Origin of the sequence: Ochrobactrum quorumnocens (assembly GCF_002278035.1) — a bacterium.
GTDB lineage: Bacteria > Pseudomonadota > Alphaproteobacteria > Rhizobiales > Rhizobiaceae > Brucella > Brucella quorumnocens.
Genome location: NZ_CP022605.1, coordinates 330194 through 354894 on the forward strand (window position 1 = coordinate 330194; position 24701 = coordinate 354894).

The window sequence follows — 24701 nt, forward strand, 5'->3', positions numbered from 1 at the left end:
CTTGCCTGCCGCTATTAGCCTGCAGAAAGAGAATAATTTGTAGGTTCAAAAAACGTATGCTTGCTATACACTAAGCGTATGACAGAGCATCTCTCACGCAGGATCCCTTCGCCGCGAGCGCTTCTAGTTTTTGAGGCAGCCGCCCGCCATGGCAGCTTTACGGGTGCGGCCACGGAGTTCAATGTTACACAGCCCTCGATTAGCCGATGCATCGCACAGCTCGAGGATGAACTGGGTTTCCAGCTGTTTCAGCGCCATTCAAAAGGACTGATCATTTCTGCCGCAGGAAATCACCTCGTCGCGTCGGTGCGGGAAAGCATGACGGCAGTGAGCAAAACGATAAAGAATATCCGCGAAAATGCGGGGAAGCGCACGATCACAATGTCCATGTCCAGTTCGTTTGCGACCCACTGGCTGATCCCCAGACTGGGCGATTTTAATGAAGCTTTTCCTGACGTTAATCTCCGCTTTGAACTGATTTCAGGCGTAATGCAGGAGGTTACGGGCGACGTCGATATTGCAACTCGCATAGTGGACGACAACGATCCCCGCTACGCTATCTGGGATTTCGCGCCAGAGATCATTATGCCAGTCTGTAGCCCCCAGTACCTCGCGCGTAATGGGTCAGTAGACCGTCCGGCATGCCTGCCTCATCAGGTGTTTTTGCACCTTACAGATCACAGTAGGGCGCAGTGGAAGCCCTTTCTGAGCGAACAAATTGTTGAAACTGGCGAAGTCGGCACATGGAATGAATTTTCGGATTATGCGGTGATTCTGCAGGCAGCAACCCAGGGCAAAGGTCTCGCTCTCGGCTGGGTTAGCGTGATAGCCAGCGCTTTACATGACAAAACTCTGGTTATTGCGTCCGATAAGCGACGCGAGACCGGTCGAATTCACCGCCTGATTGTTCCCAGAAACAGGACCGTCCCACCCGGGACCCACGAAATATGTGAATGGTTCCAGTTAGAAATGGCCGCAGACCTGGCAAAAATCGACTGCAAGGAATCTGACAGCTAAAGCACCGGTAAAACAATGCCATTTTGAGACTTCACGTGGACTGGGCGGAGAACCCATTCTTTCGAGAGCCTTAACGCATATGCGCGCGCTCGTAGACATCAGATTTGTCCCGGCGTCCGACGGCGAGAACCAGCACGATCAACCTGCCGTCCAGCACTTCATATACAAGTCTGTAACCAATACTACGAAGCTTAATTTTATAACGCTCCCTGCTCCCGCTCAGACGATCTCCGGGAACATGCGGATTACTTAGTCTTTGCTGTAGCTTGGCGGCAAATTGCTTACGGGTATTGGCGTCCAGCTTCGACCATTCCTTCCGGGCAGCCTTGTGAAATTCAAGAGAATATTCAGTCATCGAAGACAATGTCGCCGTCTTCGATTTTTGCTTTGAACGTTTTGCCTAAATCAGCTACGCGCTCGTCAGTCAGCTTGCTGAGAGCCGCATCTTCAAGCCGCTCCAGCATCACTTCATAAACACTTGCCGGCACGCAGTAAAATGCTGGCTCATTGCGGTTTAAGATGGCAACGGCTGCGCCTTCACCAGCCCGAACTGTTCCCATGGGGTTTTTCTTGAGCTCCGATACGCTCGCTGTAACTTCGGAAAGGACAATGTGAACCATTTTGCCAGCCTTCTGCCTCTTGTTAGATGCTATTAATAGTACCTTTTAAAGTACTTTTCAATGGCTTCCTGCTTATGAAGAGTTAAAGAATCCGTTATGTCTTCCCTGTCGGCAATCCAAGCTTTAGAGTACTAAGTCGTAAACTCATAAAAGATGGCTTCAGACGACTTCTTCGTCCAAGTGGTCACCGCTGTAGATGTCGAGGTCAAGCACCAATCCACGCCGTCCGATCGCGCAGATTGTCGTTGGAGAAAGGCTTTGGCCCTCATTAAAGCCTGAGAGGAACAGGCCTACGAATATGTTTCCCCGGAAGCGTAAGGATAATGCTCTCCACGCCTCCAAATCCGTGCTCAAGGCGGCAAAGAGTGTGGCAACCTGCTTGTCGAGTTCGCCAGGACTTTCATCGGGTGCGGACAGCATCCAGTAGCCGCTCCAAGCCACAATTTCTTTCCCTTTAGGTGTAGTCCAAGTGCCGCCTTTTTTCACGCCCTTCGTCGGCTGCACCCCAAGAATGCGCGATATCTCTTCTGGATCGAGATCGTCCCCGTGAAAGCGGAGGGATGCAGCAGTTCGGTGCACTTCAGCCATTAGTCCTCAAGCCTTTCTGTCTTATACACGAGCGCGATTCCAAGCCGCTCAAAATCACTTTCTCCTACGCACAGTTCATGATTCAAGGGCCTTTATTTGAAGGAGGCAATTTATGACCCGTCGGCGTTTTGATCTGACCGATTTCGAGTGGGGTATAATCCAGCCGCTACTGCCGAACAAGCCGCGTGGAGTGCCACGGATTGATGACCGTCGAGCGATCAACGGCATCTTATGGCGGTTCCGGACAGGCTCGCCATGGGCAGACCTTCCCGGTCGGTATTGTCCATATACCACTTGCTACAACCGGTTCGTGCTATGGCGCAAGGCGGGTGTCTGGGATCATGTTCTGGACGAGATTTCCAAAGCTTTCGATGGCGATATCGTCATGATCGACAGCTCCTGTGTCCGTGTTCATCAACATGCGGCGACGGAAAAAGGGGGATCAAGACGATGGCTGCATGGGACGTTCCCGTGGCGGCCCGACCATCAAAATCCATGCAGTTGTCGATGCCGATGGTCGACCGATCCGTCTCGCGCTCACAGCTGGCCAAGCCCATGGTGGCCGCATGGCGGAACCATTGTTACAGACAATCTCCAAGGGTGCGATCCTGCTGGCGGACAAGGCCTACGATACCAACGCTATACGAGCATTTGCAAAGCAACGGCAGGCATGGGCCAATATTCCGGCCAAGAGCAATCGGAAGGGAAGCTTCCCTTTCAGCCAATGGGTTTACGGACAGCGCAATCTCGTTGAGCGTTTCTTCAATAAACTCAAACAGTTTAGAGGGATTGCCACCCGTTACGACAAAGTACCGATGAACTTCCGGGCCGCCGTCAAACTGGCAGCGGCAAGAATTTGGATCAGATCGTTATGTTGAGGTGGACGGCTCCCAACGGCATCAAATGTGCCAGAATGAGTTCGTTGAAATCCCAATCGAGGGAGACCGCCCGTGGAACAGATGATTGGCATTGGTATGGATACGTCAAAGAGCGTTTTCCAGTTACATGGCGTGAACGCAGCCGAGGAACCAATCTTGCGCAAGAAGCTCTCGCGTAAGGAAATGATGAAGTTCTTCGAGAAGACACCGCCGACAACCATTGCAGTTGAGGCATGCGGTGGTTCGCATCACTGGGCCCGATTGTTGGGATCGTTGGGTCACAACGTGAAGCTGATTGCTCGGCAACTGGCCAAGCCGTATGTCAAACGCGGCAAGAACGACGCTGCAGATGCCGAAGCATTGTGTGAGGCGATGAGCCGCCCGACTATGCGCTTCGCTCCGGTAAAGACAGCTGACCAGCAAGCAGCCTTGATGCTGATTGGGGTCAGGCAACGATTGCTTCACAATCGCACCCAACTGGCCAATGCCATTCGCGGTTTCGCGATGGAGTTTGGTATCATCTCCGCCAAGGGCATGTGCAAGATCGAACCGCTGTTGGAGCAGATCGCCGCCGATCATAAATTGCCCGAACTGACTCAAGAACTCTTCGCCATGCATGGCGAGGAGTACCGCGAATTACTTTCTCAGATCAAAGCGATCGATGAAAAGCTGATGAGGCTGCATCGTGCTGACGATTGCAGCAAACGTCTGGCCGAAATCCCCGGCGTCGGCCCGATTGGAGCGTCACTTCTGTTGATGAAGACACCGGACCCGAGGATGTTTAAATCGGGCCGGGACTTCGCAGCCTGGATCGGCCTGACACCGAAAGATCATTCGACAGCCGGAGTCAAGCTTGGTGTCATCACCCGCGCTGGCGATGAATTGTTGCGAAGCGTATTGGTTGTTGGCGCGACAGCCCTTCTCCAGCAGATCAGAACGGGTCGAAGTAGGCATGCCTCGCTCTGGCTCCTCGGGCTTCTGCAGCGAAAGAGACCAAAACTGGTTGCCGTGGCTCTCGCCAACAAGATCGCTCGTATTGCGTGGAAGCTTATGGTGAACGGCGAGACGTACCGGCAGGGAGAAAGACAGACACAGGCAACAAAAGAGATTGGCCATCACGGTGAACGGAGACAAAATGCTATCGTGTTGAGCTGATGCTTTGAACTTGCAAGAGAAAAGCAGATGATGCGATCGGACGATCCAAGTCGTGTGAAACTCCGTTAGACTCATTGGCCACCGAAGGTCGCCGTTATGTTAGGAACCCACGTTGCGGAAATCATCTTGGCCAGTGGTCATCAAGCCACGCTGAAAGGCCGCACATATGAAAGCAAGCGATCCGATCAAAAATATCTGCAAAAACACTTGCAAGCGGGAGCCGTCCACATATGAGTCTACGGCCTAACTCATCTTCTGGTGAAGTCACGGACCAGTTCTGGGTCTTGTTGCAAGCTATCGAGCCAGCGGGTATCGAGTTTTGGCACCGACGAGAACAGAAGCCGCGAATAAGGATGGCTGGCGGTACTGCCCATCATATTGGGGCTTAATTGCTCAACCTTTTTACCTGCATACATCACAACAACTTCATCACAGATTGCGCGGACCGTCGAGAGATCGTGGCTGATAAAGAGATAGGACAACGACAATTCGCGTTGCAGTTCTTTCAGTAAATCAATAATGGAAGCAGCGACCACCGTATCGAGCGCCGATGTAATCTCATCGCAGATTATCATCTTAGGATCTGCAGCGAGAGCGCGCGCCAGATTGATACGCTGTTTCTGACCGCCCGATAGTTCACCGGGTCTGCGATAACGCATGTTGCGCGGCAGACGCACCATATCAAGAAGCTGGTCGATCCGGGCTTCACGGCTTTTGCCGTTCATACCGTGATAAAAGCGAAGCGGGCGCGCCAGTATATCTGCAATCGATTTGGCCGGATTGAGGGCCGTATCAGCAAACTGGAAGACAATTTGCAATTCGCGCAGTTGCTCACGACTGCGATGACGCAGATCGCTTTGCATTTCCTTGCCTTCAAATAGTATCTTACCGCTCGCGGCAGGCAGAATACCCGCAATAACACGCGCAAGCGTGGACTTGCCACAACCTGACTCTCCGATGATGCCCAGGTTCTGTCCTCGTGACAACTCGAGGCTGACATTGTTGACCGCAATCATCGCTGGTTCGCCAGACTTACCCACCATGCCATAACCGGCGAGCACCTTATCAACGACGAGAAGTGGCACAGGCTTTTCAACTGCGACAGTTTCAGGTTTCACATGTAAAGCGGGCTCAAAGGCAGCAAGCAATTCCTGCGTATAGGGATGCTGGGGATGATGCAGAATATACTGCGTAGAGCCCACTTCCTGCACTTCGCCGCCTTTGAGCACGACAATACGATCTGCAATCTGCGCAACGACTGCCAGGTCATGAGAAACATAAACGCCAGCGATATGCTTCTTTTTCATCACCGATTTGAAAGCACGCAGCACCTCAATCTGCGTTGTCACATCAAGGGCTGTCGTTGGCTCATCAAATATTACAAGCTTGGGATCACCAATAAGGGCCATCGCCGCTGAGAGGCGCTGCAACTGTCCACCGGAAACCTGATGCGGATAGCGATCACCAATCGTTTTAGGATTGGGCAAGGCCAATGCCTTAAACAGTTCAACAGCCTTTTTACGCGCTTCTTCCTTCGACATCAGCTTGTGGATCTTTGTCACCTCAATGACCTGATCCATGATGCGATGCGCTGGATTAAAAGATGCCGCCGCACTTTGCGGCACATAGGAAACTTCTGTACCACGCTTCTTCGAACGTTTGCGCTCCGATAGGATGACAATATCCTGACCGGCAACAGCAATACTACCACCGACGATCCGGCAACCCGGACGCGTATAGCCCATCAAACTCAGCGCAATTGTCGTTTTGCCAGAACCGCTTTCACCAATAAGCGCTACAATTTCACCTTCAGCAATTTCAAAACTGACATCACGAATGATTTCAATTTTGCGTCCTGAATCCGTTTTGGCATCGACGCGTAGGTTGTTGATCTCAACAAGATTGCTCATTCATTCGCTCCTGTCGCGGATCTTCTGCGGTAGATTGTCGATCAGCAAATTGACGCTGATTGTGAGGCTCGCAATGGCAATAGACGGAAACACAACAGCCGGTGCTGCAAAGGACAGCCCGCCGATGTTTTCTTTAACCAGAGCGCCCCAATCGGCAAATGGTGGCTGCACGCCCAGACCGAGGAATGACATGCTGGACAATAGCAGCACGATGAACACAAAACGCAGACCAAAATCGGCCAGCACTGGTCCAATGATGCCGGGCAAAATTTCCGAGCGGATGAGATAGCCGATCTTTTCACCACGTGCGCGAGCAACCGTCACGTAATCCATCGTATTGATGTTGATAGCAAGTGCGCGAGCAAAACGATAACTGCCGGGTATATAGATGACGGCCATAGTGATGATCAGGACCGGGATAGATGAGCCAACACCTGCTACGATAACCAGTGCGAGAATTTTGCTTGGGATGGATGTTAAGGCGTCAAGAAAACGGCTTAGTGCGGAATCGAACCAGCCACCAATTACGGCAGCGGTCATGCCGAGCGTAACACCAAGAAAGCAAGCCAGGAAAACAGCAGCAATTGAAATACCGACCGTGAAGCGTGCACCATAAATGATCCGCGAAAGCATATCGCGACCCAGGTAATCAGTACCCAACGGAAACTGCGCACTCAATGGACCAAAAAAATCAAAGTCGACAATTTCACCAACAGGATGCGGCGCAATCCAGGGAGCAAGAATTGCAACCAATGCCCAGCACAGGATAATCAGGAATGAAACTGTACCAACCAGATTAACTCGATAGCCGAAGCGCGGAGACTTGGTCTTTCGCGGATTTGAAACGGAAGCGGTCATGATTATCGCAGCCTCGGGTTGGAAACAATAGCGATCAGATCCGCTATCGTGATGAGCAGGAGATAGCCAAAACAAAAGATCATCGCGCAAGTCTGGATCAAAGGCAGATCGCGTGTTGCTACCGCATCAAGCATTAGTTTGGCTATCCCGGGATAATTGAAGATCGTTTCTACGATGATAACTCCACCCAGCAGATACGACAGTGAGAGTGCAACCGCATTCACAATGGGGCCGAGCGCATTGGGAAGCGCATGAACCGTCACCATCCGGCGGCGTGATGCGCCTTTGAGCAGGGCCATTTCAACATAGGGTGTATTGAGTGTCTCAAGCACGGCTGCTCGCGTCATACGGATCATCTGCGCCGAGATCACAAAGCTCAGCGTGATAACCGGCATGGCAAAGACTTTCAAAAGACCGAGGAAAGATGTCACCTCATTGGCCATCGAAAGTGCCGGAAACCAGCCAAGATAAACCGCGAACACCAGCACAGCGATCGTCGCTACCATGAATTCCGGCACCGAAATTACCGAGATTGTGAAGATGGATACAACACGATCATAGATTGTGCCGCGCATGATCGCCGCCGTAATACCGAGAAACAAAGCAACCGGCACCGAGATTGCGGCTGTGACACCGGCAAGCTTCAACGAGTTCACCAGCCGGTTGCCGATAAGATCAGCAATCGGCACATTATTGACGTAAGACACGCCAAGATCACCGCGCAACAGGTTGCCCAGCCAATACAAAAAGCGCAGGAAAGCAGGTTGATCGAGGTTCATCGCTTCGCGAAGCCCCGCAACCGCCTCAGGCGTTGCTGCCTGGCCGAGCAAGATTTCTGCCACATCTCCGGGCAGCATCGCCGTTGCAAAGAAGATCGTAAATGCAACAATCAAAAGCGTAACGACTGCAACAACAAGGCGTTTGGCGACGAGGTTCAACAATGGCGATTTTATGGTCATGCGCAACCCAATATCGGGGGAAACGATCAGTTCGGGCAAAACCAATGTTTTGCCCGAACCCGAAAAGCAAAGCTACCTGACCAAAGGTCAGGCTTCCAGCCAGGCATGTTCAGCGAAGGTATAGCCCATCATGCCGCCAAGCGGGTTTGGCTCAAGGCCATTCAGCTTTGGCGAAATCGCATCAACATTAGACATAAAGACCGGAATGACCGTTCCAGCTTCGTTGGATACCAGGGCCTGCATTTCGCCATAGATTTCCTTGCGTTTTGCTTCGTCCAGCGAACCGCGAGCTTCAAGCAGCATGGAGTCGAACTTATCCGACTTATACTTGCTTTCATTCCAAGGTGCATCGGTCTTATAGAGCAATGAGAACAGGATATCCGGCGTCGGACGTGCATTGATGTTGCCGTAATGGACCGGATCTTTCAGCCAGTGGTTTGACCAGTAACCATCAGACGGGACACGATCAATGGTGACTTTCTGACCAATTGTGGACGCAGCCTGTTGAAGAACCATGGCATAATCAAGCGACGAAGATGCAGCTTCTGCGGCGGTAATGCGGATTTCCTGATTAAGCATACCGGCTTTTTCAAGCAATGATTTTGCACGTTCAGGATCAAACTCACGCTGCTTGAGTTCTGCATTGTGATACTTGCTGGTTGTTGGAACCGGATGATCGTTTGCTATTTCTGCAAGTCCACGCAGTACCGACTTCTGAATAACTTCACGATTGGTCAGATACTTCAGCGCCTCAGCAACGCCAGCCTTATCGCCTGGCGTCAGATCAAGACGAACATTAAGGTTGGTGTAAGTACCAAGCTTGGAAATAAAAAGCTTCGCAGCCGGATTGTTTTCCAGAACGCGAAGCGAGCGTGGATTAAGGTTTGCACCCAGCTGAATATCACCGGAAAGCACCGCATTCATACGCGCGCTTTCATCAGAGATTGCAATGAACTCAAACGAGTCGAGGTGTGGGCCGTTGTTCTTCCAGTAGTTTTCGTTGCGCGCAGCCATCGAGCGGACGCCTGGCTGGAATTCCTTACAAACGAATGGTCCCGTGCCATTGCCCTTGGAAAAATCGGTAGTGCCATCTGCAACGATCATAAAATGATGCATCGCGAGAATGGTTGGCAAGTCTGCATTAGCGCTTTCCAGCGTAATTTCAGCCGTGGTGTCATCGATCTTCTTGACACCTGTGATCTGCTTCGCGATCGCATTCACTTTCGACCCAACAGCTGGATCAAGGTGACGATTAAGCGAGAAAACGATGTCATCCGCGGTCAGCGACTTGCCATCATGGAAAGTCACGCCCTTGCGAAGCTTGACAGTCCAGACCTTGGCGTCAACGCTTTCCACACTTTCAGCTAGTTCCATCTGTGTTTCACCCTGACCGTCAAGAAATGTCAGGCGATTATAGAATGCGCAGCAGCGCACATAATCGGTCGCGTTGGAAGCTTTAGCCGGATCAAGGGTATCGGCAGTGGAGGCGCTGAAACCAGCAGCCTTGATGAAACCGCCTTTGACAGGTGTGGCAGCATATGCAGCTGTCGCACGACCAAGAATGGTCGTACCGGCTGCAGCGGCGACGCCACCCAACAGCATCATCTGCAACAATTCACGCCGGGTTGCCCCGCGACGAATTGCATTCTCAATCATCCGGTCGTCGGAAGAAGTCCAGTTGATTATCTTCTCGCTCATTGCAGTTCCCCTTGTTAAAGTTGCAACTGGTGCGCCGGTTTATAGTCACCGATTTCACCGCAGTTTAGAAATTCAGTTATTAACAACACCTCGTTGCAATGTGAGCCGAAACAGGCTTGGGGAGAGCGATTTGACCCATTACATGGCGGGCATTTATTCGAGATCCCAATTTAATCCGGTGGATTTGCCTTGAATCCTCACCTTTGGTGGCCATGACAGTTTGTTATGGCGATGCACGTAAATTGCGCTGAATTGGTGAAGAGCAGCAGCATAATATTGCGAATCTTATGAGTTTACGAAATTCCTGCGCGCAATTCTGCTGCTGTTCGTCAAACTTAGCCCTTCATCGCCGCACGCACGTCTTCATCAGCAAGCGTCTGATCAAGTGTCTTGCGCGTGCGTTCGATAATCGCGTCCACATCTTCGTCGGTGCAGCAAAGAGGTGGGGCATAACCAAGAACACCATTCGCAAAAGCACGGATTACCAAGCCGTTATCCCATGCACGGTCGAAGATGCGGCGTGCCGGATCAGCCGCAGCAGGAAGTGGTGTCTTGCTTTCCTTGTCAGTTACAAGCTCAATTGCAGCCAACATACCGCGACCACGCACATCGCCGACTAGCGGATGATCAGCAAGTGATTGCAGCCCTGCCAGGAGGCGCTGACCAGCTTTACGACCATTTTCTAGCAGACCATTTTCATAAAGGCGCAGGCATTCAAGGCCAACCGCTGCGCTGACGGGATGCGCAGAATAAGTATAGCCGTGGCCGACTGCCGCCTTGCCTGCACCATCAGCAATGGTGTTGTAGACATGCTCACACATAAACACGGCGCCCATCGGTACATAGCCCGATGTCAGACCCTTAGCGGTCGTGATGAAATCCGGCACAACATCATCTTCCGAACAGGCAAATAGTGGGCCTGTTCGTCCAAACCCGGTGATCACTTCATCGGCGATGAATAGAACATCATATTTCTTGCAAAGCGCATGCATTGCACTGAGCCAGCCAGTCGGCGGTACGAGTACCCCACCCGATCCCTGGATGGGCTCAACATAAAATGCTGCTACGCGCTCTGCGCCCAACTCTTCGATCTTGGCACGAAGCGCTGCAACCGATGCATCGATGATTGCTTGCGGATCAGAGCCCACCGGATTTCGATAAGCATAATGCGATGGAATTTTATGTTGCCAGTCATAAGGCACACCAAAGCCCGCATGAAATACTGGAAGAGCTGTCAGACCGGAACCCGCAGCCGAAGAGCCGTGATAACCATATTCCACCGAAATGAACTGGTCTTTCTGCGGGGTGCCCTTGGCATGATAGTAATAGCGAATGAAACGGATTGTACTATCGATCGCATCGGAACCGCCAAGCGTGAAATAGACGTGATTAAGATCACCCGGCGCACGATCTGCGAGTTCAGCGGCCAGACGAATGGCAGATTCTGAACCAAGGCCGAAATAGCCGGTTGCATAGGGAAGCTCTTGCAACTGCTTTGTGGCCGCTTCGACGATACTGTCCTGGCCGTAGCCAACATTGACACACCAAAGGCCCGCAAAACCGTCCAGCAGTTTATGGCCGGATGCGTCGGTCAGAGTCGCGCCCTTGCCCGACTTCAGGACACGCACACCTGCGGCTTCATGACTGCGGAATGATGAGACCGGATGCACCAGATGGGCGCGATCAAGTTCGATCAGCGAATTGCTCAGCATAATATTCTCCAAATCAACCTAAAGCCTGATTTACAAGCGCATATGTGCGATAGCCCGTATCGCGATGTTCTTCATTGGTGCGCTCCGCACGGCGCATCGTGATCCCGCCTCCAACATGAACAAGTCCGCGCTCTGTGAGCCAGATGCCCAGATCTGTTGAGATACTCGTATCGATGCGGACAAACTGGCCAATACAATCGGAGAGCAGAAAATCGATCAGCGAACGCGCGTCATCATCGTTCTTTGCAACAATTGGCCCAATGACCTGCCCGCGGCCAAACTCACGAATAGCTGCGAATGCTTCAATCTGATCAGCCTTTTGAATAACGGCAAACTTCGCGCACTTACTCAAAAGCTGCATAAGCGTCGCACGATCAATTCCTGTGGCTTGATGATCCAGCGAAACGAGACGCGGGAAATCGTCAGCACGAGCCCAAACGACATGTTCCGGCGAGTCAACTTTTTCAATAACACCTTGATGTTGAATGATTTCACCATTTGCCACAAAACCAAGCTTTTCATAAAGCGGCAAGCCATCTTGCGTGGCAACAAGCAGGCATGTGCGCCCGCTTGCAGCATCAAGCGCCGCCTGCATCAATTTGCGTCCAAGCCCGCGCCCGCGCATCGCTTCATCGACAATAACCATATTGATAGTTGCAACATCATCCCCCAATGGCGTTGCCATGGCAGTTCCGACAACCAGTCCGTCTTCAAGAGCTACAAAACCATTACTCAGCGCCAGCACCAATGCCCAATCGTCACGACGATGCGGCCACCCTGCCTGCTTTGACAGCACAACAGCGCCATCAAGATGATCCGGCGTCATCGTTTCAAGTATGATTTGCGACATGGTCATAGTGTTTATCCGGCAAAGTTCTTCTTGCCTTCAAATTAAAATGCCATGCGCAGCAGTTCATCCCGACCAACATCCAAATGCGATGCGTTTTCACTTTCCTTGTAGGCCCCCGCCGCATCTTATGCCGCGATACCATCCCCGTGGGCCCGTTATCATTTAAAAATTCGGCTCTAGAGCCAGTCGATCAATCAGCTTTACGCAACACTCTGCCATAGCTCTGGCCAGATACGAAACAATCTGCTTCGTACCTACATGAATGCAGTGATTAGTCTATTCGCCGCTCATTATGATGTATGACAACGGCGCAGTAGTGCCCGCAAGCCTCGTAAGGATCAAATCATGGCCCAGTTCAGACCAAAATACATCACCTTTGATTGCTACGGCACACTGACCAACTTTCAGATGGCAGAAGCTGCACGCGAGCTTTATTGCGAACAGCTTGATGAAGAGAAGATGCAGCAGTTCATCAAGAATTTTGCGGCCTATCGTCTTGATGAAATCCTGGGCAATTGGAAGCCCTATAATGAAGTCGTTCATAATGCGATTGAACGCACCTGCAAGAAGAACAATATCACCTTCAAAGCAGAAGACGCGCGCACCGTCTATGAACGGGTTCCAACTTGGGGCCCGCATGCGGACGTGCCAGCTGGTCTTTCCAAAGTTGCTAAAGAAATCCCGCTCGTCATTCTTTCAAACGCGATGAACGAGCAGATCCACCACAATGTCGATAAGCTCGGCGCGCCATTCCATGCTGTTTACACAGCACAGCAGGCACAGGCTTACAAGCCACGCTTCAAGGCGTTTGAATACATGCTCGACCAGCTCAACGCCAACCCGGCAGACATACTGCATGTCTCGTCATCGTTCCGCTACGACCTGATGTCAGCACATGATCTTGGCATCAAAAACAAGGTTTGGGTCAATCGCGGACATGAGCCAGCAAATCCTTATTACGGCTATACCGAAATCAAGGATATTTCCGGTCTCGCCGGTGTCGTTGGACTGTAAATAAGGTTTAGCAAGATGCAATTTAAACCCTACTGGCACGATACGACACCGCCATTCACAGCTGGCGAGAAGAACCCGCCAGAAGGGCATTATGATGTTGCCATTATCGGCGGTGGTTTCACCGGAGTTTCGGCTGCATTGCATCTTGCCAAAGCAGGCAGCCGCGTCGCGGTCTTTGAAACTGGGCTTGTCGGCTCCGGCGCTTCAGGACGCAATGGCGGGCATCTCAACAACGGCCTAGCGCATAGCTTTATCGCGGCAAAACAACACCTTGGCGCAGAACGCGCCAAGGCTCTTTACAAAGCCTTCGACGATTCCGTGGATACTATCGAAGGTATCGTCGCCGAAGAAAATATCGATTGCTCTTTCCGGCGCGCTGGCAAATTGAAACTTGCTTCAAAGCCTGCACATTATGATGATCTTGCGAGCAATTTTGAAGCCATTCACGCGGAAGTCGATCCTGACATTGTCTTACTGCGCCGCGATCAGCTTTCAGGCGAAGTCGGCTCAAATGATTTTCACGGTGCCATGCTTTCCAAGAAAAGCGCCATGATGCATATGGGGCGCTATGTGACTGGCTTGGCGGCGGCAGCAGCGCGTCATAGTGCAATCATTTTTGAACACACAACGGTTCAAGAGCGCAAAAAGCTTGGCAGCCAGCACCAGATCGTGACATCGCGCGGCACGGTAACTGCCGACAATGTCATTCTGGCAACCGGCGCCTATACGACCGACAGCTTTTCCTATTTCCGCAAGCGTATCATCCCGGTTGGCAGTTTTATCATTGCAACCCGGCCGCTGACACAAAGCGAAATTGCCGCGACCATGCCCGGCAATCGCACCTATGTCACGTCGATGAATATCGGTAATTACTTCCGCCTTGCACCCGATAATCGTATGATTTTCGGCGGTCGCGCACGTTTCTCAACCACTTCCGACCAGCGCTCAGATAGCAAAAGTGGTGCAATTTTGCGCGAAAGCCTCGTCAAGATTTTTCCGCATCTCGCCAATGTGGAAATTGATTATTGCTGGGGCGGTCTCGTCGACATGACTCAGGACCGCTATCCGCGCGCAGGTTTTGCGGATGGTGTCTGGTATGCGATGGGCTATTCCGGCCACGGCGCACAGATGTCTACACAGATGGGAATTTATCTGGCCGATGCTATCCTTGGACGAGGCGACAAGAATCCTATTTCCGGCCTCGAATGGCCAACCATTCCAGGCTACTCCGGCAAACCGTGGTTTCTGCCACTGGTCGGCTTCTATTACAAAATGCTCGATAAGTTTCAGTAACTTGAGAAGCAAAAAGGGCGGTTTAACCGCCCTTTTCTCGTTGTTTAAAGTCCGCCGACATGCAACGTTTTAACTTCCAGATATTCCTCGATACCCATTTTTGAGCCTTCGCGACCAAGCCCCGACTGTTTCACACCGCCAAACGGTGCAACTTCGGTCGAAATGAGTCCTGTGTTCAGGCCAACCATGCCGAACTCCAGCGCTTCCGCAACACGCCATGAGCGTTTTAGGTTCTCGGTAAAGAAATATGCAGCCAGACCAAATGGCGTTCCATTGGCAATTTCAATTGCTTCCTCTTCCGTCTCAAATCGGAAAAGCGGCGCGACAGGCCCGAAGGTTTCTTCCGATGCAAGCAGCATATCGGTTGTGGCGTCACCCAGCACAATCGGACGTGCATATTGACGGCCTTCCGGTATGCTTTCGCTTTGTGCAAGAATTTTTGCACCGCGTCCAAGAGCATCACTCACATGTCGTTCGATCTTTTCAATCGCCGTGTGATTGATCATGGGACCAATCGCAACACCGTCTTCCGTACCAATACCGACTTTCATTTTCGCAACGCGTGCTGAAAGCTTAGCTGCAAAAGTATCGTAAATGCCTGCCTGCACCAGAATGCGATTTGAGCAAACGCAGGTCTGACCACCATTGCGGAATTTTGAGGCAATAGCACCTTCCACAGCCTGATCGAGATCAGCATCGTCAAAAACGATAAACGGCGCATTACCGCCCAATTCGAGGCTCAAACGCTTGATGCTATCGGCGCCCCCCTTCATTAACAGCGAACCAACACGCGTCGAACCCGTGAATGAGATTTTACGCACGGTTTCATTGGCCATCAGCTCATTGCCAATTTCACTCGGCATGCCGGTAACGATGTTGATGACACCAGCAGGAATCCCTGCCCGCTCAGCGAGAACGGCAAGTGCGAGTGCTGAAAATGGCGTGAACTCCGAAGGCTTGATGACAACCGTGCAGCCAGCAGCCAATGCAGGTGCTACCTTTCGCGTAATCATCGCATTCGGGAAATTCCATGGTGTGATGATCGCACAAACGCCGACTGCTTCCTTCAACACTAGAATACGACGATCTGCCGTTGGCGAAGGAATGCTGCCGCCATCAATGCGGCGCGCTTCTTCAGCGAACCATTTAACAAATGACGCACCATAGCGGATTTCGCCCAATGCTTCATTGAGCGGCTTTCCTTGCTCCAGTGTCAGCAGAAGAGCGAGATCCTGCTCATGCTCGATCATCAGCGCAAACCAGCGTTCGAGCAGAGCTGCACGTTCGGCGTGGGTTTTCTTTTTCCAAGACTTGAAAGCTTCCGCAGCTGCATGGATTGCCGCGCGGGTTTCCTTTCCACTCATATCTGGGATCGTGCCCAAAGTGCTTAGGCTTGCAGGATTGGTAACATCAACAGTCGCGCCGGACGCTGCCTCCTGCCAGATGCCACCAATGAGACCCTGTTGGCGAAAAAGCGATTGATCTTTTAAAGTGTGCATGACGACCTCTTATACCAGAGCTGAAAGCACGGCCTGCGTAATCGCATCCGTCTTGTCTTTGCGAGCGACAGTTCCGATACCCTGAGCCGTCGCTGTTTCAATTGCAGCCATCACATCTTTTGCAGCCTGATACTCGCCAAGATGCTCAAGCATCATCGCGCCCGACCAGATCGCGGCAATCGGATTGGCAATGCCTAGATGCGCAATGTCAGGCGCAGAGCCATGAACCGGCTCAAACATGGAAGGTGCTGAGCGATCGGGATTAATGTTGGCAGACGCCGCATAGCCAAGACCGCCCTGAATGGCGGCTCCCAAATCAGTCAAAATATCGCCAAAGAGGTTGGAAGCTACGATCACATCGAGGCTTTCCGGTGCCATAACCAAGCGAGCCGCCATGGCGTCAATATGGTAGTGCGAGACTTCCACATCGGGATATTCCTTGGCGACATCCTTCGTCACCTCGTCCCAGAAAACCATGGAATATTTCTGAGCATTGGATTTTGTCACTGATGCCAGTTTCTTACGACGCGCACGTGCCTGTTCAAAGCCAAAGCGGATAATGCGCTCTACGCCGGTGCGTGTGAAAATCGCAGTTTCGACTGCCACTTCATCTTTCGTCCCCGAATGCACCCGTCCACCAGCGCCCGAATATTCGCCTTCCGTATTTTCACGAATGCAAAGAATATCAAAGCCTTCAGACCGCAGCGGGCCTGTCACCCCGGGTAGCAAGCGATGTGGACGAATATTGGCATATTGCACAAACGCCTTACGGATCGGCAGCAGCAGTCCGTGCAGAGACACAGAATCCGGCACTTTCGCAGGCCAGCCAACGGCACCTAGATATATCGCATCGAACTTACGCAGCGTCTCGATACCATCTTCTGGCATCATGGCCCCAGTTTCACGATAATATTCGCAGGACCAGGGGAAACTTGTGCCTTCCAGCAAAAATCCATCGCGCTTCGCTGCTTGTTGCAGAACCTGCCACGTTGCATCGGTAACATTCTTACCGATGCCGTCACCCGGGATAAGTGCAATCGAATAGTTTTTCATTGTTCGTTCCCCGAAGAGCGCATCCCAAAGAGCCTGAAGCGGTTTTCGGGCAAAATACGCGTTAAAACAAATGTCTAGAGATCAATAAGTACGCTTTTGGTTTTGCGATTTGCGAGATAGGCCTCGCGTCCGAGATCTTTGCCAATGCCTGAGCTTTTATAACCGCCGGTCGGCAAGATATGATCACGCGAACGGCCATAGCGATTGACCCAGATAGTACCTGCCTGCAAAGACTTGGTGACGCGCATTGCACGCGATAAATTGCGTGTGAACAAACCTGCTGCCAATCCGTAAGTCGGATGATCTGCAAGTGCTAAAGCTTCGTCTTCCTCGCTGAATGTCTGGATCGTGAGAACAGGACCGAAGATTTCTTCCGTAACCGCTGGAGAGCTTTCATCGACACCGCGAAGCAATGTTGGCTCATAAAAATAGCCTTCTCGGTCCATCCGCTTTCCACCCACAACACTTTGTGCGCCAAGCCTGACAGCCTTCTGCACAATCTCATCAATACGACAAATCTGGCGTTCGGAAATAATCGGCGAATATTGCGTGTTCTCGTCCCACGTCACACCTGGTTTGATATTACCCATATAACGGGCGATCGCTTCGCTCAATGCATCGGCAATTTCTTCTGCTACAATCAGGCGCGAACCGGCGACACAGGCCTGCCCGGCATTGCTGAGAATTCCACGCGTGATAGCAGAAGCAGCCAGTTCGAGATCAGCATCGGCAAACACCACTTGCGGACTTTTTCCACCAAGCTCCAACGTCATCGGCTTGACAGCGGAACGAGCGATGTTTTCCATAATGGCCGCACCCGCCACCGTCGACCCGGTAAAGCTTACCTTGGAAATATCCGGATGACCGGTAATCGCATTGCCGGTAGTTGGTCCATCACCCAGCACAATATTGATAAGACCTGCGGGAATGCCAGCCTTAACCGCAAGTTCTGCGATATAAAGCGTGGTAAAAGGCGTTATCTCTGAAGGCTTTAGAACAACGGCATTGCCTGCCGCGAGCGCCGGTCCAAGCTTCCAGCCAGCCATAGAGATCGGAAAATTCCACGGTGTAATCGCGCCAATAACACCGTAAGGCTCGCTTAACGTCATGCCAAATGTGTTGTTGCTGGTTGGGACAACCTCACTACCTTCCTTATCAGCAAATTCGGCAAAGAAGCGAATTTGCTCAGCCGTGACAGCGATGTCGCCTTCAATAAGCTGTGCAATCGGACGTGTTGAGGAAACCGCTTCCATGCGCGCCAGTGTCAGCGCGTCTTGCTCGATAAGGTCTGCCCAGCGGTGCATTGCGTTAAGTCGTTCACGCGGGCGACTGTCGGCCCATCCGCTTGCTTTCAAAGTGGCCTTAGCAGTCTGTACAGCGCGATCAACTATCACATCATCGGCAATAGGGCAGTCGCCATAGGCTTTACCGTCCGAGGGCCTGTGCATTCCCATCTCGCCAGTAGCATCGATACGTTCTCCGGCGATATAATGATAAAACGGCAGATTAAGCGTTTCAGGATCAAAGCTTAATGTCATGGCGCACCTCGCACTTTCTCTCATCAAACGATAGTGCTGAACGCGCCGCATTTTTGATTGAGAATAACCCGCCTGACGGTTTTGAATCGCGTCAGACGGGTTTAAAGCGGCGGATTATTCTGGATAGGAAATGCTTATTCGTAAACGCAGACGTAAATCTTGCGTACGGTTTCAATCGTGCGCCATACGCCGACAAAGCCCGGCTTCATGACAAAGCTGTCACCTGCACGATAGGTCTTGGTTTCGCCGCCCTTCTCTTCAATTTCGACCAGACCCGACAAGATATGACAAAACTCAAGCATGTTGCCCTTGATTGAGTGGGTTTCACCCGGTGTTGCTTCCCAAACACCTGTCAGAACCTTATCATTCTTCGATGCATCCTGCGCCCAGGTTTTAAACGATGGCGCACCAGAGATCAGGCGATCCTCAGTTGGCAAAGCCTCTTTTGGGGCAAAATCAGGATCGGGATCAATTGTAATCAGAAGTGACATAGCATTCCCCTTTTAGGTTAATAACCAAGTGTGCGATCGATCAGGCCGATCAGTTCTTCTCCAGCTAAATGACGCTGAATATTTTCAATGACGGATTTAGCCGCGGTATGCGGTTGCGTGACCGATGCAATGTGCGGTGTAATCAGCACTTTCGGATGCGACCAAAGCGGATGTCCAGATGGAAGTGGCTCGGGATCGGTCACATCAAGCATGGCCGCAGCAAGATGACCGCTATCAAGTGCCTCTATAAGCGCATTTTGATTAAGTTGCGGTCCGCGTCCCGCATGCAGCAAACGTGCGCCTTTCGGCAGCAAGGCAAACCGATCGCCGTTCAAAATATCGCGCGTTTCATCCGTCAACGGCAGTAAACAGATCAGAATATCCGACTGACGAAGGAAGCTCGCAAACTGGTCTTCACCATAAAAACATACGACACCATCAATATCTTTTCGGCTACGACTCCAACCAGAAAGTGGAAACTGGAATGGCTTTAGACGCTCGATTGCGGCCTGCGCCAGCATACCCAGCCCTAAAAAACCTATTCTTCGTTCCGATACTTGCGGCGTGGCAATCGCTCGCCACGTTTCCGTCTGTTGCTGTTGCCGATATGCTATTGCTTCGCGATGCAGGGTTAGTACCCCAAGCACCACATATTCCTGCATCATGCGAATAATGCCATCTTCCACCATGCGCACGAGCTTAACATGCTCAGGCACGCTGTCGGGCTTGAACTGATCAACGCCTGCCCCAATAGAAAACAGGATTTCAAGATTGCGATAGCGTGCGACGTCATCAGGCGCGACCCAGCTAATCAAATAGCGAATTTTTTCAGGATCGATAATGTCGCCGACCTGAAAAAACTCGATATCAGGAAGGGTTTTCGAAAACGCTTCACGGAAAACGGTGCCACGGGCTGTGTCGGAATTGAAGAAAAATGCCATGAGATTATATCGCTTTCCGAATTCAGGTCGTGAGACGCGCGGCAAGATTTTCGATCATCTTCTGACACGCATTTAATTCTTCAATTTCGATATATTCATTTGGACGATGCGCACGGCTGATATCGCCGGGGCCACAGATGATTGCATCAACGCCTGCCTGCTGAAAAAGGCCAGCTTCCGTACCATAGCTGACAGCGGCCATAGTTTCCTGCCCAGTTAACTTGACCATCAACTGAGAGAGTGCGCTCTCATCTGAGAGCGAAAGAGCCGGGTAAGCACTCAATTCATGCCACAGAACTTCAAATCCTCTATGGCGCAGAGCGAATAATTCTGCCTTTACGGGTTCAAGCAATGCGGTGGGGGATATATCAGAGATTGCACGCACCTCAATATCGGCCGCGCAACGATCAGGAATGATATTAACCGCCTGTCCGCCAGTGATGACACCAAACTGCAAGGAAGAGTAAGGCGGCTCAAAATTCGTATCGAAAGGCCCGGTTGCCAGCGTTTGCCCATAGGCGGCAGCTTTTGCAATCACCCCTGCCATCGCATGAACCGCGTTCAGTCCCAAATCCGGTCGCGACGAATGACCCGAACGTCCAATGACTTTGAGGCGGGCAGCAGCCTTGCCTTTGTGCGCACGGACAGCCTGCATTAGGCTTGGCTCGCCAATGATGGCTCCAAGCGGCTTTGCACAAAGATCAGGAAGCGCTTTGAGCAAATGTGGCACGCCACGACAACCCGCTTCTTCGTCATAAGAGAAGGCCAGATGGACAGGCCGTTTCAGCGAGCGTGAGGCGAGCAGAGGCAGCGCAGCAAGCGCGCAGGCCAGAAAGCCTTTCATGTCAGTGGTGCCGCGTCCATAAAGCCTGTTGCCATCCTTATGCAGCTTAAACGGATCAGTAGACCACTCCGCTTCTCCAGCTGGAACAACATCCGTGTGGCCAGAAAGAATATAGCCCGATAAATCACGAGGACCAACGGTAATGAAAAGATTCGCCCTGTCGCCTTCAGGTCCCGTCAAAACAGATACCTCAGCTCCGACTGCCTTTGCATAAGAACTGATCCATCCGACAATCGCATTGTTGGGAGTGCCAACAACGGATGAAAAGCCGACCAAGGCTGCAAGGATTTCTTCGACGTTCATAAATACCACATTCAAAGTCAGGCTCTCTGATTGATATTAGAATATGATCATGGAGAAGCGTTCCGTGCCGAATATGATGCCGCTTCGAACAAAGATTGCGAATACAGGCAATCAAGAAGCAAATCCTGCGGCAGTACCCATGGAATGATACCGCAAAATACGCCTGCCAAACGGATTGCATTCGGAGGCATGATCACAAACACTGTGTCTTAAGGGCTGCAGGTCCACAAATGAGCTTAGGCAGCGGATAGGAACGGATTGGCTGATATGCAAAAATCAGTACGGCTGAAATCTTTTGAATTGATTGCGCATGACATATCTAACGTGGATAAAAGCCTGCTTCATGGTCTTTCGATGGGCGTTCGCTGGCCGCACCGTCCCAATGATTGGGATATTCTGTTAAAGACAGGGCAAGGGCTTGTCGCTGTAGACGGTATTGGTCGGGTATTTGGCAGTGCTATGTGGTTTCCCTATGGTGACGATTTTGCAACCATCGGCATGGTTATCACCTCACCACGCACGCAGGCGCAGGGCACTGGGCGGTGGTTGATGAAACAAGTTCTAGAGCGCTGCAAAGGCCGCAACCTCAGTCTCAATGCAACCCAGGCTGCGTATAGTCTATACCTTTCTCTTGGCTTTATCGATGAGGCGACAGTTTATCAGCATCAAGGAGAAGTCTGCCATGAACTTCCAGCAATACCAAGACCCAAAGGCGAACTGGTAGCTCTTCCAGCAGCGGAGCTCGAAAAGATATCAGAACTGGACTGCAAAGCCTTCGGTACAAACCGCATGCATTTGCTTCAGCTCATATCCGATACAGCAGAGATCTATGGCTTGAAAAGAAACGATCAGATCGTCGGCTATTCATTTTGCCGCGAATTCGGCCGAGGAAAGGTGCTTGGTCCCATCGTCGCAAGCAATAGCGAAGACGCTATTCAACTAACCTCAGTTCACCTTCAGAAGCTTAGAGGTAAATTTGCGCGTGTCGACACTCGCGAAAAAGACGGCACTTTCGCCGACTTTATAGAGCAATGCCGACTTAGTGTTTTCGGCACCGTAACAACCATGTCGAAGGGCAAATTGTTTTTGCACAGAGAGGCAAACAAGCCTTGGATATACGGGCTTTCCGCCCATGGCTGGGGATGAGCCGTCTTTTCAAGTAATTTGATTAGAGTGTAAAGCTTCGTCAAGTCCCAACGATGGATACATTGCTGTAATAGCTCGAAGATCATCCATCAACTCCGCGATCAGCCAATCCCGAACCTGCTTCACGATGGGACGCACAGGTTTATCACGCAGACGCACTAAATGACATTTGCGTTTCGTTGGCAGAAGGCGATTGTGCGCTGGGATCAAGGCCTGCGTCCGCAACCAGTGCGCGACAACATTCAGCCAACCAATTGCCACCCCCTGCCCCAGCAATGCTGCCTGAACAACAATCGCATAGTCTGAGAATAGCATTTCGTCGTGAGCCGCCTTTCCTCGCGCGGGCAGGAAAAAGTCCGGCCAATTGGGTTGCGCGTCACTGAGGTTAATGAGCGTCGTCACAGGCTGATCAAGAACAGACGCCGCTTCATCATGCTCTCTTTGATAAGTTGGGCTACAAATTGGCACGAGAATTTCAGGCATGACGAAGGTAGCTTCAAGATTATCATCGCCACCGTCAACAAAACGCATACCAAGATCAACGTCGTTCACTGGGCCCGCCAGTGGTCCCATGATCAATTCAAAACGAAGATCAACGCCCGGAAAACTCTTTTTGAAAGCCGCCATGCGCGGCATCACCCAATGCGTTGTAAAGCCGGTTGAAAGCGATAGCGTTACTGTCTGAACACCGTGCTGGCGGTCACTGATTTCTCTTAATGCTTGTTGGATGCCCGCAAAGCTACGGTCAATCGCATTATGCAAAATTTTGCCATACTCGGTCAGTGTGACGCCATTCGTCGTGCGAATGAAAAGTTGCACATCCAAATGCTCTTCAAGGCGTCCAATCATACGACTGATCGCGGCAGGCGTAACGTTCAGCTCCTGAGCCGCCTTGGAAAAATTGCCGTGCCGCGCTGCTGCCTCAAGCGTAAAAAGTCCATTCATCGAAGGTAGAGCACGTCGCAGAATCGTCATTACATTTTGTAACATTGCCTCAAGCTTTTTTCAATTGCACCTTCGGCTGTTATTTGTTCTCCTACCAAACAAGAAAGGAGAAAATCCTTCATCATCGTCAGGGGAACAAAACATTTGTCTGCGCCAAGTACCAAAGCGGTTAAGTACGCACACAATGTTTAGCTCTTTCATTGAAAGCAGTAGATCGGCCTGATCTGTTTTTTTTGATCGGTCGATAAAATATTTAGTGGAATCCAATGGCTGAAACAAATAGATCGTCAAATATCGGTGTCTCTATCCGTTCAGCTACGAAGAATTATGGAGCTTTCTGCGCGCTTGACTCGGTCAGCCTTGATGTCGCGCCCGGCGAATTTGTTTCAATTCTGGGCCCATCCGGTTCCGGCAAAACTACATTTCTAGGTATTCTCGGCGGATTTGTTCAACCGACATCGGGATCAATCTGGTTGGGCGACCGAGATATTACATTGGAGCCGCCACACAAACGGGAAATTGGCATTGTCTTTCAGAACTATGCTTTGTTTCCGCATATGAATGTCGCAGATAACATCATATTTCCACTACGCGCTCGGCGTATGCCAAAAGCGGACTGGCCGGAAAAACTGCGCGATGCGCTGGCAATGGTTGAGTTGACCGGCCTTGAACGTCGCAAGATAGAAGAACTTTCAGGCGGCCAAAGACAGCGGGTCGCTTTGGCGCGCGCGATGATCTTCGAGCCACGCCTCATTCTCATGGATGAGCCACTGTCGGCACTAGACAAGCAGCTTCGCGAAAATATGCAGATTGAACTCAAGCAACTGCATCGAAAGCTCGGTGCAACGATTGTTTATGTGACACATGACCAGCGTGAAGCACTCACGATGAGTGACCGCGTTGCGATCATGAACAAGGGCAAGATCGTTCAGATCGACACACCTGAGATGCTGCACGACCGTCCGATAAACTCCTTTGTTGCAAGCTTTATCGGTGAGGCCGCCCTGCTGCCGGTAGTGCGCGACGGTGAAAACAGCGTCAAACTTGCAGGAGTGACTCTGCGGTCCGACTATCCGATCCCACAGGGTGAAAAACTCTATCTCGCACTCCATTCTGAGAAATTGATCGTCGGTAGCCAGACAGCAGATGTTCATATGAACCGTCTACGCGGCAAAGTCATTGAAGCGCTTTATCAGGGCGAAAGTATTCGCGTTTTCATGCAGCTTCATACCGGGGAAACCCTCAGTTTTCGTGTTCCGACCAATCACGCTGGCCGTGGGCAATTGCGCGCTCCCGGCGAAGAAATCGATATTGCACTTCACCCGGAAGACACGGTGATTGTGTCCCAATCCAACTAAAGAACAAGCTTAGATCTATGAGGAAAATAGC

23 protein-coding genes and 1 pseudogene are annotated in these 24701 nt (G+C 51.4%); 8 read left to right on the forward strand and 16 right to left on the reverse strand.

What is annotated here, in order from left to right:
- Positions 1-78: 78 nt before the first annotated feature.
- A pseudogene (locus tag CES85_RS28260) lies at positions 79-276 on the forward strand (LysR family transcriptional regulator); the annotation flags it as partial.
- 42 nt (positions 277-318) lie between these two features.
- On the forward strand, positions 319-1017 hold the full coding sequence (locus tag CES85_RS23615; protein WP_244923368.1) for a LysR substrate-binding domain-containing protein: 699 nt from the start codon (positions 319-321) through the stop codon (positions 1015-1017).
- Positions 1018-1087: 70 nt separating this feature from the next.
- Here the strand turns inward: CES85_RS23615 and CES85_RS23620 are convergent, their stop codons facing one another.
- The 3 genes from CES85_RS23620 to CES85_RS23630 form a co-directional block, all read right to left on the reverse strand.
- Positions 1088-1372, reverse strand: a complete 285-nt coding sequence (locus CES85_RS23620) for a type II toxin-antitoxin system RelE family toxin (protein WP_095448271.1) — start codon at positions 1370-1372, stop codon at positions 1088-1090.
- The gene (locus CES85_RS23625) at positions 1365-1637 is read right to left on the reverse strand and encodes a type II toxin-antitoxin system Phd/YefM family antitoxin (protein ID WP_095448272.1); all 273 of its coding nucleotides are present in this window, start codon (positions 1635-1637) and stop codon (positions 1365-1367) included. The genes CES85_RS23620 and CES85_RS23625 overlap by 8 nt, the downstream gene beginning before the upstream one ends.
- A gap of 159 nt (positions 1638-1796) precedes the next feature.
- Positions 1797-2225, reverse strand: a complete 429-nt coding sequence (locus tag CES85_RS23630) for a DUF4279 domain-containing protein (RefSeq protein ID WP_095448273.1) — start codon at positions 2223-2225, stop codon at positions 1797-1799.
- A 112-nt stretch (positions 2226-2337) separates the two neighbouring features.
- Here CES85_RS23630 and CES85_RS23635 point away from each other — a divergent pair.
- Both CES85_RS23635 and CES85_RS23640 read left to right on the forward strand, forming a co-directional pair.
- A protein-coding gene (locus CES85_RS23635; RefSeq protein ID WP_095448274.1) for an IS5 family transposase occupies positions 2338-3103 on the forward strand; the annotation gives its coding sequence in 2 pieces (ribosomal slippage) (positions 2338-2657 and positions 2656-3103; 768 coding nt in all).
- 72 nt (positions 3104-3175) lie between these two features.
- Entirely contained in the window at positions 3176-4258 is a 1083-nt protein-coding gene (locus tag CES85_RS23640) for an IS110 family RNA-guided transposase (protein WP_095448275.1), read from the forward strand.
- A 248-nt stretch (positions 4259-4506) separates the two neighbouring features.
- Here the strand turns inward: CES85_RS23640 and CES85_RS23645 are convergent, their stop codons facing one another.
- From CES85_RS23645 to CES85_RS23670, 6 genes are all read right to left on the reverse strand, one after another.
- The gene (locus CES85_RS23645) at positions 4507-6168 is read right to left on the reverse strand and encodes an ABC transporter ATP-binding protein (RefSeq protein ID WP_095448266.1); all 1662 of its coding nucleotides are present in this window, start codon (positions 6166-6168) and stop codon (positions 4507-4509) included.
- Positions 6169-7026 carry an ABC transporter permease gene (locus CES85_RS23650; protein WP_095448267.1) on the reverse strand — a complete coding sequence of 286 codons (858 nt, stop codon included), beginning with the start codon at positions 7024-7026 and terminating at the stop codon, positions 6169-6171.
- Between the two features lie 2 nt (positions 7027-7028).
- Complete coding sequence (locus tag CES85_RS23655; RefSeq protein ID WP_404904598.1) at positions 7029-7985, reverse strand: ABC transporter permease; 957 nt, start codon at positions 7983-7985, stop codon at positions 7029-7031.
- An 87-nt stretch (positions 7986-8072) separates the two neighbouring features.
- The gene (locus CES85_RS23660; RefSeq protein WP_095448276.1) at positions 8073-9683 is read right to left on the reverse strand and encodes an ABC transporter substrate-binding protein; all 1611 of its coding nucleotides are present in this window, start codon (positions 9681-9683) and stop codon (positions 8073-8075) included.
- Positions 9684-10018: 335 nt separating this feature from the next.
- Positions 10019-11395, reverse strand: coding sequence for an aspartate aminotransferase family protein (locus tag CES85_RS23665; protein ID WP_095448277.1), 1377 nt, complete (start codon positions 11393-11395; stop codon positions 10019-10021).
- Positions 11396-11408: 13 nt separating this feature from the next.
- Positions 11409-12251, reverse strand: a complete 843-nt coding sequence (locus CES85_RS23670; protein ID WP_095448278.1) for a GNAT family N-acetyltransferase — start codon at positions 12249-12251, stop codon at positions 11409-11411.
- Between the two features lie 339 nt (positions 12252-12590).
- On the opposite strand from CES85_RS23670, the gene CES85_RS23675 reads away from it, so the two are divergent.
- Both CES85_RS23675 and CES85_RS23680 read left to right on the forward strand, forming a co-directional pair.
- Entirely contained in the window at positions 12591-13259 is a 669-nt protein-coding gene (locus CES85_RS23675) for a haloacid dehalogenase type II (RefSeq protein WP_095448279.1), read from the forward strand.
- A gap of 15 nt (positions 13260-13274) precedes the next feature.
- A complete protein-coding gene (locus CES85_RS23680) occupies positions 13275-14552 on the forward strand; it encodes an NAD(P)/FAD-dependent oxidoreductase (RefSeq protein ID WP_095448280.1) in 1278 nt (425 codons plus the stop codon).
- Positions 14553-14596: 44 nt separating this feature from the next.
- On the opposite strand, the gene CES85_RS23685 is transcribed toward CES85_RS23680, so the two are convergent.
- The 6 genes from CES85_RS23685 to argE form a co-directional block, all read right to left on the reverse strand.
- Positions 14597-16051 (reverse strand): NAD-dependent succinate-semialdehyde dehydrogenase, encoded by a 1455-nt coding sequence (locus tag CES85_RS23685; protein ID WP_095448281.1) that lies wholly within the window; start codon positions 16049-16051, stop codon positions 14597-14599.
- Positions 16052-16060: 9 nt separating this feature from the next.
- Positions 16061-17104 carry a tartrate dehydrogenase gene (locus CES85_RS23690; protein WP_095448282.1) on the reverse strand — a complete coding sequence of 348 codons (1044 nt, stop codon included), beginning with the start codon at positions 17102-17104 and terminating at the stop codon, positions 16061-16063.
- A gap of 74 nt (positions 17105-17178) precedes the next feature.
- Positions 17179-18642, reverse strand: a complete 1464-nt coding sequence (locus CES85_RS23695) for an aldehyde dehydrogenase family protein (RefSeq protein ID WP_095448283.1) — start codon at positions 18640-18642, stop codon at positions 17179-17181.
- 134 nt (positions 18643-18776) lie between these two features.
- Positions 18777-19133: a cupin domain-containing protein gene (locus CES85_RS23700; RefSeq protein ID WP_095448284.1), complete on the reverse strand. Its 357-nt coding sequence runs from the start codon at positions 19131-19133 to the stop codon at positions 18777-18779.
- A 17-nt stretch (positions 19134-19150) separates the two neighbouring features.
- Positions 19151-20074, reverse strand: a complete 924-nt coding sequence (locus tag CES85_RS23705; protein ID WP_095448285.1) for a 2-hydroxyacid dehydrogenase — start codon at positions 20072-20074, stop codon at positions 19151-19153.
- 22 nt (positions 20075-20096) lie between these two features.
- Positions 20097-21221, reverse strand: coding sequence for an acetylornithine deacetylase (gene argE / locus CES85_RS23710; protein ID WP_095448286.1), 1125 nt, complete (start codon positions 21219-21221; stop codon positions 20097-20099).
- Positions 21222-21488: 267 nt separating this feature from the next.
- Between argE and CES85_RS23715 the strand changes: the two genes are divergently transcribed.
- Positions 21489-22367: a GNAT family N-acetyltransferase gene (locus CES85_RS23715; RefSeq protein ID WP_095448287.1), complete on the forward strand. Its 879-nt coding sequence runs from the start codon at positions 21489-21491 to the stop codon at positions 22365-22367.
- A gap of 9 nt (positions 22368-22376) precedes the next feature.
- Here CES85_RS23715 and CES85_RS23720 read toward each other — a convergent pair whose 3' ends face one another.
- Positions 22377-23342: a LysR family transcriptional regulator gene (locus CES85_RS23720; RefSeq protein WP_095448288.1), complete on the reverse strand. Its 966-nt coding sequence runs from the start codon at positions 23340-23342 to the stop codon at positions 22377-22379.
- 236 nt (positions 23343-23578) lie between these two features.
- On the opposite strand from CES85_RS23720, the gene CES85_RS23725 reads away from it, so the two are divergent.
- Positions 23579-24670, forward strand: a complete 1092-nt coding sequence (locus CES85_RS23725) for an ABC transporter ATP-binding protein (protein WP_095448289.1) — start codon at positions 23579-23581, stop codon at positions 24668-24670.
- The last annotated feature ends 31 nt before the right edge of the window (positions 24671-24701 follow it).